Origin of the sequence: Arenimonas maotaiensis (assembly GCF_014638745.1) — a bacterium.
Classification (GTDB): domain Bacteria; phylum Pseudomonadota; class Gammaproteobacteria; order Xanthomonadales; family Xanthomonadaceae; genus Arenimonas; species Arenimonas maotaiensis.
On the sequence record NZ_BMFO01000001.1, the window covers coordinates 802,642 to 816,262 of the forward strand.

Consider the following 13,621-nt stretch of genomic DNA (forward strand, 5'->3'; position numbering starts at 1 on the left):
CCTATTCGGCCCCGACCCGAAGCCCTTTCAGGCCGAGCCCGGCGAGTTTTTCCTGAACTTGCCGGGATTCGATCTCGCCCAGTGGACCGATGCGCACGCGCCAGACGGTGCCGGCGTAGCCGCGGTGCTTCTGGATGAACACCGCATCGATGCCGGCCTCGCGCAAGCGGGCCGTCATCGCCTGGGCGTTGTCCTCTTGGCCATAAGCCGCGACCTGCAGATAGCGCTTGGCGGCATCGGGCACCTCGATCGGCACCGGTGGCGGCAAGACCCCACCGGTGACGGCCTCGACCTCGACCTGGGCGGTGCCGGTGCGGTTGATGCCGAGCTTGCTGGCGGCGGCGAAACTGAGGTCGATGACGCGGCCGGGATGGAACGGCCCGCGGTCGTTGACGCGCACGATCACCGATTCGCCGGTGTCGAGCCGGGTCACGCGCGCGAAGCTGGGAATCGGCAGGGTCTTGTGCGCGGCGCTGAACTGGCACATGTCGTAGGGCTCGCCGCTGGAGGTGTTGCGGCCGTGGAACTTGGTGCCGTACCAGGACGCGATGCCGCGCTCGCGGTAGCCTTCGGCCGAATCGAGCACGTAATAGCTTTTGCCCAGCACCTTGTACGGCGAGCGGTTGCCGTATTTCGATTTCGGTTCGGCGCGCGGCACCGGTTCACGCAACAGACTGACGTCCAGCTCGCCGTCGGGATGGGCGTCGGCCACGCCGGGCGCATACAGGCCGCCGGCGGTGTAGTTGCGTTCGTCGTGCTGCATCACCTGCCGACAGACGCGCGCGTTGTTGCGTTCGGCCTCACCGGCGGCTTGTGCGGTTTCGCCGGCCGGCGCAGACACCGCTGGTGCAGCCGGCGGCGTGTCCTGCGGCTGCTGCGGTGTTTCGCGCTTGACCGGCGCGGTGCCGCAGGCGGCCAACGTCAACGCCAGCAAGGGCGCGAACCGCACCGCGCTCATCGGCCGCCGGGCGTCGGCATGGCTGCGGCCGGCACGGGCGCGTACGGCCGCTGCGCGATTTCCTGCGCCAGCTGCCAGACCGCCATCGCGTACATCGGCGAACGGTTGTAGCGGGTGATGACCCAGAAGTTCTTGAAGCCGATCCAGTGCTCGGTGCCCTGCGCGCCGTCCAGCGTCAGCAAGGTGGCCGGCAGATCGACCGCGCCGCCCACCGGGGTGTAACCTTTGCCGGCCAATTCAGCCAGGGAATATTTCGCTTCCCAGTTCTCCGGCTTGAACGGCGCCGCGCCCGGCAAGGCGTTGGCGCGCACGAATACCGGATTGCCCGGTTGCCAGCCATGGCCGATGAAATAATTGGCGATGGACGCGAACGCGTCGCGCTTCGAGCCGAACAGATCGCGCTTTCCGTCGCCGTCGCCGTCGACCGCGTAGCGGCGGTAGCTGGACGGCATGAACTGGCCCAGGCCCATGGCGCCGGCGTAACTGCCTTTCAGCGTAAGGATGTCGAAGCCCTCTTCCTTGGCGAGCGCGAACAGCTGCGCCAGTTCGTCGGTGAAGAACGCGATGCGCGCCTCGTTGACTTTGCCGTCGATGACCGGATAGTGGAACGCCAGCGTGTACAGGGCATCGAGCACGTTGTGGCTGCCCATGTTGCCGCCCCAGCCGGTCTCCACGCCCATGATGGCGAGGATGATCTCGGCCGGCACGCCGGTGCGCTCGGCGACCTGATTGACCTCGAAGCGGTTGTCGGACAGATACCCGCGGCCCTGCGCGATGCGGCCGTCGGTCAGGAAGATCGGGCGGTACTGGGCCCAGGTGCGGGTCGACTCGGCCGGCCGCGCCATGGCGTTGACGATGCTCTGCCGGTATTGCGCCTTGGCCAAGGTCGCGCGCAGCTGGTCCTCGGGAATGCCGTATTTGGCCGCGGTGTCGCTGATGAAGCGTTCCTTGCGCGCGGCGACGTCCTGCGTCAGCGGTTCGGCGTCGGCCGGCGGCGCGGACGGCGGCACAGGCGCGCTGACGGCGACCGGCTCCGGTACCGGCTTCACCGGTGTGCCGGTGCAACCGGCCAGGCTCGCGGCCAATACGGCCAGCAGCGGAAGGTGTCTGTTCATGTCAGCGGTCCTGCGTATGCGTCATATCGGTAAAATTACCACAGTCGCGCGGGCGCGCGCCGCTCAGTCGGCCAGATATTTGCGGTGCGAATACGCCGACATCACCAGGCCGAAACCGGCCAGCAGCGAGACCGCGGACGTGCCGCCGTAGCTGATCAGCGGCATCGGCACGCCGACCACCGGCAGGAAACCCGCGACCATGCCGGCGTTGACCAGGATGTAGATGAAGAAGGTCAGCGCCAGCGCGCCGGCCAGCAGGCGCGAATAGGCGTCCCTGGCGTTCATCGCCATCCACAGCGCGCGCGAAATGATGAAGAAGTAGACCAGCAGGATCGCCAGCACGCCGAGCCAGCCCCACTCCTCGGAAAACACCGAGAACGCGAAGTCGGTGGTGTGTTCGGGCAGGAAGTCGAGATTGGCCTGGGTGCTGTCGCCCCAGCCTTTGCCGGTGAGGCCGCCGGAACCGATGGCGATCTTGGATTGGATGATGTTCCAGCCGGCGCCCTGCGGCGCGCTTTCCGGGTTCAGGAACACATGGATGCGGTCTTTCTGGTACGGCATCAGGAACTGGTAACCGATCGGAATGGCGGCGGCGGCGGCGGCGGCGGCGAACGCGATGCGCTGCCATTGCAGACCGGCCAGGAACAGCGCGAAACCGCCGGAGGCCAGCACCAGCATGCCGGTGCCGAAATCGGGTTGTTTGACGATCAGCGCCACCGGCGCGCCGACGATGACGGCGCTGACCAACAGCGTGCGCCAGCTCGGCGGCAGCGTCTGCCGGTTCAGATACCAGGCCAGCATCATCGGCACGCTCAGCTTCAGCAGCTCGCCGGGCTGCAGGTAGAACACGCCGAGATCAAGCCAGAGGTTGGCGCTGCGGCCGCTGCCGAACAGGAACACCAGCGGCATCAACGCCAGCGTGAAGCCGTACACCCAGGGCGTCCAGGCGCGCAGATTGGCCGGCGAGGTGTTGGCGATCAGCACCAGCGCGGCCGAGCCGATGACGAAACGCGCGCCCTGCGCCAGCACCGCGCGCAACGGATCTTCGCCGGCGCTGGCCTGCACCAGCAGGCTGACCGCCATCACCGTCATCAGCGCCAGCATCAGCGGCGCGTCGACGCGCGCCAGCAGGCGGCGGATGAAGCGGCGCAGGGAGATAATCGCCTCAACCATCACGCGGCTCCGTTGGCGCCGGTGCCGGCGCGGCGGCCGGCGCGGGCTTTGGTTTGAGCAGATAGGCGTCCATCATCCGGCGCGCGATCGGGCCGGCCGAACTGGCGCCGTAGCCGCCGTGCTCGACCACCACCACCACGGCGATGCGCGGATCCTCGGCCGGGGCGTAGCCGATGAACAGCGCCTGGTGGCGCAGATGCAGCGGCAGGCTGCGCGGATCCATGCTGATGCTGCCCTTGCGGCTGATCTTCTGCACGGTGCCGGTCTTGCCGGCGATGCGGTACGGCGCGCCGGCGGCGATCGACCAGCCGGTGCCGCGCGGCGAATGCATGGTCGCCTCCATGCCGGTGCGGATGGCCTGCAGCTGTTCCGGCGTGGCGCCGATCGAGCTCCACGCCGGCGGCGGCAAGGCCTTCCAGGGCGCATTCAGGCCGGTTCGGGTCTGCTTGACCAGACGCAACGGAATCCGGCGGCCGCCGTTGGCCAGGCTGGCGGTGCCCTGCGCCAGCTGCAGCGGCGTCACCACCCAGTAGCCCTGGCCGATGCCGGCGATCACCGTCTCGCCCAGATACCAAGGCTGCTTGAAGCGTTTCCGCTTCCATTCCGGCGAGGGCAGGATGCCGGAGACCTCGCCGACCAGGTCGATGCCGGTCGGTCGGCCGAAGCCGTACCGGCGCATGTAGTAATCGAACTTCTCGATGCCCATGTCCATCGCCAGTTTGTAATAGTAGGTGTTCACCGACTCGGCGATCGAGGAATACAGGTCGACCATACCGTGTCCGCCGCGGTGCGAATCGCGGTAGCCGCGGCGCTGGCCCGGAATGAAGAATTCGCCGCTGGAATAGATGGTGTCTTCCGGCTTGCGCAGGCCCGACTCCAGCCCGGCCAAGGCCACGAACGGCTTGATGGTCGAGCCCGGCGGCGTGCCGCCGCGCACGTTGCGGTTGAACAGCGGCTGCGAGGGATCGGTCGACAGCGCGCGGTAGTCCGTGGTCGAAATGCCGTTGACGAACAGGTTGGTGTCGAACGCCGGCAGGCTGACCATCGCCAGCACTTCGCCGGTGCGCGGATCCACCGCCACCGCCGAACCGGTGCGTTCGCCGAAGGCCTCGACCGTGGCCTGCTGCAGGTCCATGTCGAGGCTGAGGCGCAGGTCGGTGCCGGCCTCGGACAGATGCCGGTTGAGCACGCCGAGCGAGCGGCCGCGGGCGTTGGTCTCGACCGCTTCGTAGCCGATGGTGCCGCGCAGCTTTTCTTCGTAAGCGCGCTCGATGCCGGTCTTGCCGGTATGGGTCAGCACCGAGTAGCGTTCGTCGCCCATCGCCTTCAGGTCGGCTTCGTCCAGCCGCGCGACATAACCGATGACATGCGCGAACAGGTCGCCATGGGCGTAGCGACGGGTCAGGTACGGCACCACTTCGACGCCCGGAAAGCGGAAGCGGTTGATCGAGAAGCGCGCGACCTCGTCTTCGCTCAGGCGCAGCTTGACGGTGATCGGCAGGAAGCGGCGCGAGTTGTCGCGCGCGCGCTTGAAGCGGCGCAGGTCGTCGGGCGAGAGGTAAATGAGTTTGCCGATGCGGGCCAAGGTGGCGTCGACGTCCTCGACCTGCTCGGGAATCAGTTCCAGCCGGTAGGCCGAGACGTTATCGGCCAGCAGCATGCCGTCACGGTCGTAGATCAGTCCGCGCGCGGGCATGGTCGGCCGCAGCTTGACGCGGTTGCTGTCGGCCTGACGGCGGTATTCGTCGAACTGCAGCACCTGCAGCCGGAAATAGCCGACGGCCAGTAGCGCCAGCGCCGCCGCGGCTACGGCCAGCGCCACGAGCGCCCGTCGCCGGAACAGCTCGGCTTCGAACGACGGGTTCTTGATCGGCGCCGCCATGCCTACTTCGAACGGCTGCGCAGGCGCAGGTTATCGAGCAGCATGTACAGCCACGGCCAGAGCAGGAAGGCCAGGATCGGCGCGAGCCAAGTCTCCGGCGACGGCGACGGCGCGTCCTGGAAACGCCTCAGCAACCACAGCAGGATCAAGTCGGCGTACAGGATCGCGAGCAGGAACAGCGACTGCTGCCAGACCGGATAGAAGCGGAACTGGTTGCGGAAGGCATGCACCACGGCGGCGATCAGCAGCAGACGCAGCGAATGCTCGCCGAGCAGGCTGAAGCTGGCCAGATCCAGCAGCAGACCGATCAGGAACACGCGGGCCAAACCCATCCGCTGCGGGGTCTCCAGCACCCAATACACCATCACCTGCGCCAGCACGAACGGCCGCAGCGCGGCCAGCCATTCCGGCAAGGGCAGCAGCATGACGAAGAAGGCCAACGCCAGGCTGGTCCAGCGCAAACCGGGCGTGTCGCGGCGGATCACGGCTTGGCCTCCGCCACGGCCGGTTTGGGAGTTGCCGGAGCCGATGCCGCAGGCGGTGCGGCGGCTGCCGCCGCAGGCGCGGCCGGAACCGCGTCGAGCAACAGCAAATGACGGCCATAGCCGGTGCGCGCGAACGGTTGGACCTGGGCCGAGAGGAAGGTCAACGCCGGATCCTGGCGGAAGGTCTTGACCACGCCGACCGGAATCCCCGGCGGGAAACGGCCGCCGAGGCCGGAGGTCAGCAGCACGTCACCGGCCTTGATGTCGTCGCTGGGCGTCAGGTTGGCCAAAGACAGGCGGTTGTCGTTGCCTTGGCCGAACAGGATGGCGCGGAAGCCGGACCGCGCCACCATCACCGGCACCGCATGGTCGGCGTCGGTGATGGCGATGACCACCGCGCTGGACGGATAGACCTCGGACACCTGGCCGACCAGTCCGCCGGCGTCGATCACCACCTGGCCGACGCGCACGTTCTGCCGGCGGCCCGCGCCGATCACCAGGCGTTTGAGCGACGGTTCGGGATTGACGTTGACCAGTTCGACCGCGCGCGAACCCGGCGCCCTTTCGGTCTGCACCTTGAGCAGGACGCGCAGTTCGGCGTTTTCGGCCTGCAGGGCGATCAGGCGCTGCAGGGCCAAATCGGAACGCAGGCGCTCGCGTTCCAAGCGCGTCACGCGTTCATGCAGCGCGGCGTTGGTGTTCATGGCGTCGATGCCGCCCTGCAACAGGGCTTTCGGACGCGAAGCCAGCCACCACACCGGCGAAGCCAGCTCGCTGGTGTAGGCGCGGATGACCGGGCCGAGCCCGAAGCGGGCGTCGACCGCCATCAGGCTGACCGACAGCAAGGCCATGAACAGGGCCGGCAGCCAGGCGCCGAGGCCGCTACTGGAGGGGGACGGACTGAATTTATCCGACGCCACGGATCATTCGCGCGTCGAGAACTCGCCGCCGCCGTGCATGTCGATCAGGTCGAGCGCCTTGCCGCCGCCGCGGGCGACGCAGGTCAGCGGATCGTCGGCGACGTGCACGTGCAGGCCGGTCTTGTCGGAGATCAGTTTGTCGAGGTCTTTCAGCAGCGCGCCGCCGCCGGTCAGCACGATGCCGCGCTCGGTCATGTCCGAACACAGCTCGGGCGGCGTCTGTTCCAGCGCCAGCTTGATGGCGCTGACGATGCCGGACAGCGGCTCGCGCAGGGCTTCGAGCACGTCGTTGGAGTTCAGCACGATTTCGCGCGGCACGCCCTCGGCCAGGTTGCGGCCGGAGATGCGCATTTCCTTGATCTCCTGCTGCGGGAAGGCGCAGCCGATCTCGAGCTTGATCTTCTCGGCCGAGGCGTCGCCGATCAGGGTGCCGCGGGTGCGGCGCACGTGGTTGATGATGGCTTCGTCGAAGCGGTCGCCGCCGATCTTGACCGACTGCGAGTAGACGATGCCGTTGAGCGAGATGACCGCGATCTCGGTGGTGCCGCCGCCGATGTCGATGACCATCGAGCCGCGCGCTTCGGCCACCGGGATGCCGGCGCCGATCGCGGCCGCCATCGGCTCCTCGATGATGAACACGTCGCGCGCGCCGGCCTCAAGCGCCGATTCGCGGATCGCGCGGCGTTCGACCTGGGTCGAACCGCAGGGCACGCAGATCAGCACGCGCGGGCTCGGGCGCAGGATGCGCGAGGTGTGCACCTTGCGGATGAAATGCTTGAGCATCTCTTCGGTGTAGGTGAAGTCGGCGATGACGCCGTCGCGCATCGGGCGCACCACGGTGAGGTTGCCGGGCGTACGGCCGAGCATCTGCTTGGCGTCGGCGCCGACCGCGGCGACCATATGCGAATGGTGGCTGTTGCGGCCGGTGCGGATGGCGACCACCGACGGCTCGTTCAGCACGATGCCCTGGCCGCGGACGTAGATCAGGGTGTTGGCCGTGCCCAGGTCGATGGAGAGATCGTTGGAGAACAGGCCGCGCAGCTTCTTGAACATCGGGGAAAGCCTTATGAAATGGGGGTTTGGCAGGCCACTAGGATACCGTTTCCGCCCCGGCCGGACAAGCGATTCCTGCGCCGGGAGCCCTTATGATTCAGACAGATGCCGGGCAATCGGGTAAAATGGCCGACTTCATGGATTTCAGGGATTTACGATGTCTCGTGCGCTGATCTGCGGCTCGCTCGCCTACGACACCATCATGGTGTTCCAGGACCAGTTCAAGAACCACATCCTGCCCGACAAGGTCCATATCCTGAACGTGTCGTTCTTCGTGCCGCGCATGCGCCGGGAGTTCGGCGGCTGCGCCGGCAACATCGCCTACAACCTGAAGCTGCTGGGCGGCAGCCCGGTGCCGATGGCCACCGTCGGCCAGGATTTCGAGCCCTACCGCGAGCATTTCGAGGCCTGCGGCATCCCGCTGACCCACGTCAAGGTGGTGCCGGACCTGTACACCGCGCAGGCCTTCATCACCACCGACCTGGACGACAACCAGATCACCGCCTTCCACCCGGGCGCGATGATGCGCTCGTTCGAGAACCACGTGGCGGACGTGCCGGACGTCGCGTTCGGCATCGTCGGCCCGGACAGCTACGAGGCCATGCTGCAGAACTGCGATGAATTCAGCGCGGCCGGCATCCCGTTCATCTTCGACCCCGGACAGGCCATGCCGCTGTTCAACGGTGAGGAACTGCGGCGCATGATCGAGCAGGCCACCTACGTCACCGTCAATGATTACGAATCGTTACTCATGTCGGACAAGACCGGCCTGAGCGTCAAGGACATCACCGAGCGGGTCAAGGGCTATATCATCACCCGCGGCGACAAAGGCTCGGAAATCCATACCGCCGGCGGCCTGCTGCAGATCCCGGCCGCCGACGCCATCCGCGTGGTCGACCCGACCGGTTGCGGCGACGCCTACCGCGCCGGCCTGATCTTCGGCCTGATGAAAGGCATGGACATGGCCACCGCCGGCCGCATCGCGTCGCTGATGGGCGCGTTGAAGATCGAGAACCTCGGCCCGCAGAACCAGCGCTTCGGCTATGCCGAGTTCGCGTTGCAGTTCAAGCAGCAGTTCGGCTACGCGCTGGACTGATCCGGCGCTCCGCCGCCGGCGCTTCGGCCGCTTTCTTCCGGCCATGAAAAAACCCCCGGCAAGCCGGGGGTTTTTCCGTTGCGCATGACGCCTTGGATCAGAACTCCTGCGAGAAGCGCAGGCCGATGGTGCGCGGTTGCGCGGCCACCGTGTAGACCTGGCCATTGGCGTACTCGGACGGCGCCGGGAACGCGTTGTTGCCCGGGAACGCGTTGCCGCAAACGGTATCGGGGCACATAACGAACCGATTGAACTCCGCCCGCTCATCGAACAGGTTCTTCACGTACAGATTCAGCGTCCAATTGTCCTTGCGGATGCCGGCCGACAGGTCGAACATCATGTAGGACGGCATGCTGCCCAAGATATCGTTATTGATGAAGTCCTCGTGGTCGTTGTCGTAGAGCAAGGTGCGTAAATCGGAGGTACGCTTACCCTCATACACCATGGATCCCTGGATGAACGGCTCATAGCCATTCCAGTCAAAGGTGTAACGGGCGGTCAGATTGCCCTTGAACTTGGCGGTGACTGGCAGACGGGTACCCTTCGGCGCTTCAGGACCACCTGCGAAATCCAACGGTCCGGCATCGGTCAACAGCGATGAGCCCACAGGACACTCGGTAATCGGAGAGCCATTGAGCGTCGCACCGCAGTAGTTTTCAGTCAACTTGGCGTCGTAGAACGCCACGCCGGCGCTGAGCTGCAGGTTGTACGTAGCCGCGAAATTGACATCCATTTCCAGACCGTCGATCTGGGCCTGGTTGGCGTTTTTGATTTCGGTCAGGCCGTTTTGGCCAAGAATCGTAAACTGGAAGTCTTTCCATTCCTGACGGAACAGCGCGCCGTTGAAGGTCAGGCGGTTGTCCATCCAGCTCGTCTTCCAGCCAAGCTCCCAGTTGGTCAGGTAGTCGGACAGATAGGCTGGCAAGGTGGCACGGCGGTTGATGCCGCCCGGACGGTAGCCTTCCGACCAGGTGCCGTAAATCAGCTTGCTGTCGTCGATCTTGTAGGTCAGGTTGAACTTGCCGAGCGTGCCGGATTCCTCGGTGGTCTTGCCCAAGCTGCCATCCGGGTTGGTGATGAACTCACAGGGCGCGCCGTTGAATTTCGGCCAGTCGGCCGGATCGGTGCTGCCGTGCACGAAAGCGCAACCCGCTTCGCCGTAACGCTGGTTACCCGGACGCGAACCCTGGCTGCTGAACGCGCGCGAGAAACCGAAGAAGCCGCGGATGCTGCTCTCGCTTTCGAAATGGCGGAAGCCGGCGGTGGCGGTCAGCTTGTCGGTGAAGTCGAAGCTGAACTCGCCGAACACGGCACGCTCGCTGTCGCGTCGGTCCTGTTTGGTCAGCCAGATGGTGTCTTCCCAGCCGGTCACTTCGTAGCCGTCGTACCAGTCGGCGATCAGGTAGCGCTCCTGGATATCGCGGTACTGGTCGATCTGGAAGTAGCCGGCGATGAAGCGGAAGCGCTGGTCCTGCGGCGAGGAAATGCGGATTTCGTGGCTGCGCTTCTTCTGCTCGCCCGAGCTCTGGATGAACTGCGAAGGGTTGATGTATTCGTAGTTGTTGTCGTATGCGTAGGCGCCGTAGCCGGACACCACGTCGTACCAGAAGCCGTAATCGCTGTAGTCGGATTCGGAGGCGGTGTCGCGGTCCAGATTCGAGAACGAATACACCAGGTCGAAGTTGCCGACCTTGCCGGTCACGGTCAACGCGGCCTGGGTCCATTTGTCGGTCAGGGATTCCGGATAGTAACGGGAAATCTCCAGATCGCCGACCACCGGATCGAAGGCGAAGCTGCCGCCGGTCTTCTCGGTCTGGTGCATGATGGTCGGCATGATCGACCAGTTCTCGCCCAGATCGATCTTCAGCGCGGCGCGGGCGCCGACGGTGTGCGAGTCGTTGTAGTCCTTCTCGACGAAATCGGCGTTGTCGTCGGTGATGCCCGAGGTCGGGAAGGTGCGTTCGTTGTAGACGTTGTCGATCCAGCCGGCTTCGTGCTTGTTCCAGGCCACCACGCGGATGGCGGCATTGTCGGTGATCGGCGCGTTCAGGAAGCCTTCCAGCACATGGCCGGTGCCGCCGTTGGTCAGGCTGTTGACCTCGAGGCCATAGCCTGCGGCGAAGCCGCTGGCATCCGGCTTGTTGGTGATGATCTTGATGGTGCCGGACTGCGAGCTGGCGCCGTACAAGGTGCCCTGCGGGCCGGCCAGCGCTTCCACGCGCTCGATGTCGTAGATGTGCGGTTCGATCGAGCCGCCGACGCCGGTGACCGGCTGCTCGTCGAGGTAGATGCCGACCGACGGCGAAGGTCCGGAGTGGTTGCCGTCGCCGCCGCTGACCACGCCGCGCATGTACGGATCGGAGCCGCCGCCCTCGCCCTGGGTATAGGACAGGGCCGGTAGCAGTTTGGCGTAATCGTCGAAATCGTTGACGTTCATCTCCGCCAGCTTCTGCGTGCCCAGCACCTGGATGCTGATCGGCACTTCCTGCAGGTTTTCGGTGCGCTTCTGCGCGGTCACGGTCACGGTGTCGAGGACCGCCTTCTTCTCCTCGACGGCGGCCTGGTCCTCCGCCATCGCCGCGGCGGTGAGCGCCACGTAGATCGCGGCGGTCAGCGGCAGCCGGGCGGCAGCCGCCCGCGTCTTGCCTTTATTCGGTGTTTTCATCGTCTCTCCCTTATTGTTGGTATTTGCCACAGTTGAAAACCGGAACTTCCGGGTACAGTTCAAGCACGGGGCCCAGTGCGTCCTTCAGCGGCCCCAGCCAGGGTTCGAAATTGCGCCAATGGTCGACGCCTTCGGTGTATATCGGTTTGCGCACCTGCTCCGAACTGGCGGTGCGCACCGGCCGGTCGTTCTCGAAGAAGCGCAGGCAGCCCTCCTCGAAGGGCAGGCCGCAGTAATCGAGCAGACGGCGCACTTCCGCCTCGGTGTCGGACACCATGTTCTCGTAGTGCACGCGATGGACGCGGCCGGGCAGCACGGCGTCGAAGTGCGCCATCAGCTCGACGTAGTCGCGGTAGTAGCGGCCCATGTCGTCCAGGCTGTAGCTGAAGTTCTGGCCGCGGGCGAAATGCTGCTTGAAGTTGGAGAAGCAGCAGGCCAGTGGATGCCGGCGGGCGTCGATGATCTTCGCGTTCGGCAGCATCAGCTGGATCAATGCCACATGCGCGTAGTTGTTCGGCATCTTGTCGATGAACAGCGGCGCGCCGCTGCGGCGCTGGATGCGGGTGTTTTCCAGATACTGCCGGCCGTAAGCGGCCGCCTGCGCGGCGGACATCCGCGCCAGCGCCGGATAATAGGTGCGCGCCGCCGGATCGGTTTCGCGCCGGTACAGGTCCTTGGTCACCGCGATGACGTCGGGCAGCTCCATCGTGCCTTCCACCTGCGAATGGCTGGAGAGGATCTGCTCGAGCAGCGTAGAGCCGGCACGCGGCATGCCGAGGATGAAGATCGGGTCGCGGTCGGGTACGCCGAAATCGGCACGTTCGGCGAAGAACGCGGCATCGAACAGGCGCTGGTTCTGGCGCAGCTTCAGGGTGTTGCGGTCGGCGCTGTATTGAATGAGACGCTTGCGCCGATGGTTGCCGGCCTCATAGTGCGCGAACGAGGACTCGTACAGTTTCTTGTCTTCTAGGGCCTTGCCCAGAGCGAAATCGAAGTGGAAACGGTCTTCCTCACCGAGGTCGCTGCGCGCAAGCTGCGCCCGCATGGCGGCGATGTCGTCGTCGCTGAAACGGAAGGTCTTCAGGTTGGCCAGACTCCAATAGGCTTCCCCGTAGTTGGGCTCCAGCGCGATGCTGTGGCGGTAGACCTCGACCGCACGCTGCGTCTGACCGGCGGTCTTCAAGGTGTGGCCGAAGCTGTGCCAGATGCGCGAATAGCCCGGATGCTCGGCCAGCACCTCTTCGTACAGTTTGATGGCGTTGTCGAAATCGCCGACCTTGCCGAGCGCGACCGCCTTCAGGTTGCGGTAGCTCATGTTGCGCGGATCGCCCTGCAGCAGGATCTCCACCTGCTCCAGCGCCTTGGCGAAGCGGTTGTTGCGGTTCAGGATGTAGGCGTAGTTCTGCCGCGCGAAATTGAAGCCCGGCGCGAGCTCTAGGCAGCGTTGCAGCAGCACTTCGGCGTCGGCGTCGCGGCCGAGCCGGGCCGCCACTTCCGACAGCATGCGGATCGCCGCCACGTCGGTCGGATTGGCGGCCAGATAGGCCTTAAGCAGGCGCTCGGCGACCGGTACGTCGTTTTCCGTCATCGCGGCGGCGGCGGCCAACAGCTGCGGATTGCCGTCGGAATGGCGCAGTTGCATCATGTAGGCGTCGTCGGCGGCCTTGGCGTCGCCGTTGGCCGCGTGCAGGTCGGCGATCGCCAACCAGGCTTTCGGCGAATCCGGCTTCAACGCCACCGCCTCACGGAATGCCGCCATGGCGCGATCGCCCTCACCGAGCCGGCGCAACAGCAATCCCAGCTCGAGGTGGACGGCATGCCATTTCGGCCGCAATGCGGCAAGCCGGGCCAGAACGGTCAACGCCGGCTTGAGCTCGCCCAATTTCGCCAGCGCCACCCCCTGCAGCAGCAGGGCGTTCGGCTGTTCGGGTAGCACCTTGAGGATTTCCGATGTCTGCGCGAGGGCGAGCCGCGGCTCGCCGGCCACCGATTTGGCGGCCAGGGCAAGCGCGTCTTCGAGGCCGGGCGTGGCCTCGGCGCTGCTAACGGCAGACATCCCCATCTCCCGATTTTGTTAATTATGGATTAAATCTAGCACAGATTCCGCGTATTAAAAGCCCCCGGAAGTCACTATTTGCCAGCCGCCCCGGCGCAATAAAAAACCCCAGCCTTTTGGGGCTGGGGTTTTGGGGTAAAGACCCTGGCGATGACCTACTCTTGCATGTATGCACACACTACCATCGGCGCAGTTGCGTTTCACTTCCGAGTTCGGGA

The 13,621-nt window shown here is 65.5% G+C and carries 10 protein-coding genes and 1 rRNA gene; 1 reads left to right on the top strand and 10 read right to left on the bottom strand.

Annotated elements, in window-relative coordinates; all coding sequences use genetic code 11:
* Nucleotide 1 precedes the first annotated feature (1 nt).
* The 7 genes from IEV56_RS10680 to IEV56_RS03910 all read right to left on the bottom strand — a co-directional run bounded on the left by IEV56_RS10680 (nucleotide 2) and on the right by IEV56_RS03910 (nucleotide 7,586).
* Nucleotides 2-958, bottom strand: coding sequence for a septal ring lytic transglycosylase RlpA family protein (locus IEV56_RS10680; protein WP_308419388.1), 957 nt, complete (start codon nucleotides 956-958; stop codon nucleotides 2-4).
* A complete protein-coding gene (gene mltB / locus IEV56_RS03885) occupies nucleotides 955-2,073 on the bottom strand; it encodes a lytic murein transglycosylase B (protein ID WP_188447907.1) in 1,119 nt (372 codons plus the stop codon). The genes IEV56_RS10680 and mltB overlap by 4 nt, the downstream gene beginning before the upstream one ends.
* Before the next feature lie 63 nt (nucleotides 2,074-2,136).
* The gene (gene rodA / locus IEV56_RS03890; protein WP_188447909.1) at nucleotides 2,137-3,246 is read right to left on the bottom strand and encodes a rod shape-determining protein RodA; all 1,110 of its coding nucleotides are present in this window, start codon (nucleotides 3,244-3,246) and stop codon (nucleotides 2,137-2,139) included.
* Complete coding sequence (gene mrdA, locus IEV56_RS03895) at nucleotides 3,239-5,128, bottom strand: penicillin-binding protein 2 (RefSeq protein WP_188447911.1); 1,890 nt, start codon at nucleotides 5,126-5,128, stop codon at nucleotides 3,239-3,241. Before mrdA ends, rodA begins: the two co-directional genes overlap by 8 nt.
* Nucleotides 5,129-5,130: 2 nt before the next feature.
* Nucleotides 5,131-5,613 (bottom strand): rod shape-determining protein MreD, encoded by a 483-nt coding sequence (mreD, locus tag IEV56_RS03900; RefSeq protein WP_188447913.1) that lies wholly within the window; start codon nucleotides 5,611-5,613, stop codon nucleotides 5,131-5,133.
* Nucleotides 5,610-6,533, bottom strand: a complete 924-nt coding sequence (gene mreC / locus IEV56_RS03905; protein ID WP_188447915.1) for a rod shape-determining protein MreC — start codon at nucleotides 6,531-6,533, stop codon at nucleotides 5,610-5,612. The genes mreD and mreC overlap by 4 nt, the downstream gene beginning before the upstream one ends.
* A gap of 3 nt (nucleotides 6,534-6,536) precedes the next feature.
* On the bottom strand, nucleotides 6,537-7,586 hold the full coding sequence (locus IEV56_RS03910; RefSeq protein WP_188447917.1) for a rod shape-determining protein: 1,050 nt from the start codon (nucleotides 7,584-7,586) through the stop codon (nucleotides 6,537-6,539).
* Between the two features lie 157 nt (nucleotides 7,587-7,743).
* Here IEV56_RS03910 and IEV56_RS03915 point away from each other — a divergent pair, with 157 nt between their 5' ends.
* Nucleotides 7,744-8,682, top strand: coding sequence for a carbohydrate kinase family protein (locus IEV56_RS03915; RefSeq protein ID WP_188447919.1), 939 nt, complete (start codon nucleotides 7,744-7,746; stop codon nucleotides 8,680-8,682).
* Between the two features lie 97 nt (nucleotides 8,683-8,779).
* Here the strand turns inward: IEV56_RS03915 and IEV56_RS03920 are convergent, their stop codons facing one another.
* The 3 genes from IEV56_RS03920 to rrf all read right to left on the bottom strand — a co-directional run.
* On the bottom strand, nucleotides 8,780-11,347 hold the full coding sequence (locus IEV56_RS03920; protein WP_188447921.1) for a TonB-dependent receptor: 2,568 nt from the start codon (nucleotides 11,345-11,347) through the stop codon (nucleotides 8,780-8,782).
* A 10-nt stretch (nucleotides 11,348-11,357) separates the two neighbouring features.
* Nucleotides 11,358-13,403 carry a tetratricopeptide repeat-containing sulfotransferase family protein gene (locus tag IEV56_RS03925; protein ID WP_188447923.1) on the bottom strand — a complete coding sequence of 682 codons (2,046 nt, stop codon included), beginning with the start codon at nucleotides 13,401-13,403 and terminating at the stop codon, nucleotides 11,358-11,360.
* 142 nt (nucleotides 13,404-13,545) lie between these two features.
* Nucleotides 13,546-13,621 (bottom strand): 5S ribosomal RNA (gene rrf / locus IEV56_RS10695); the annotation flags it as partial.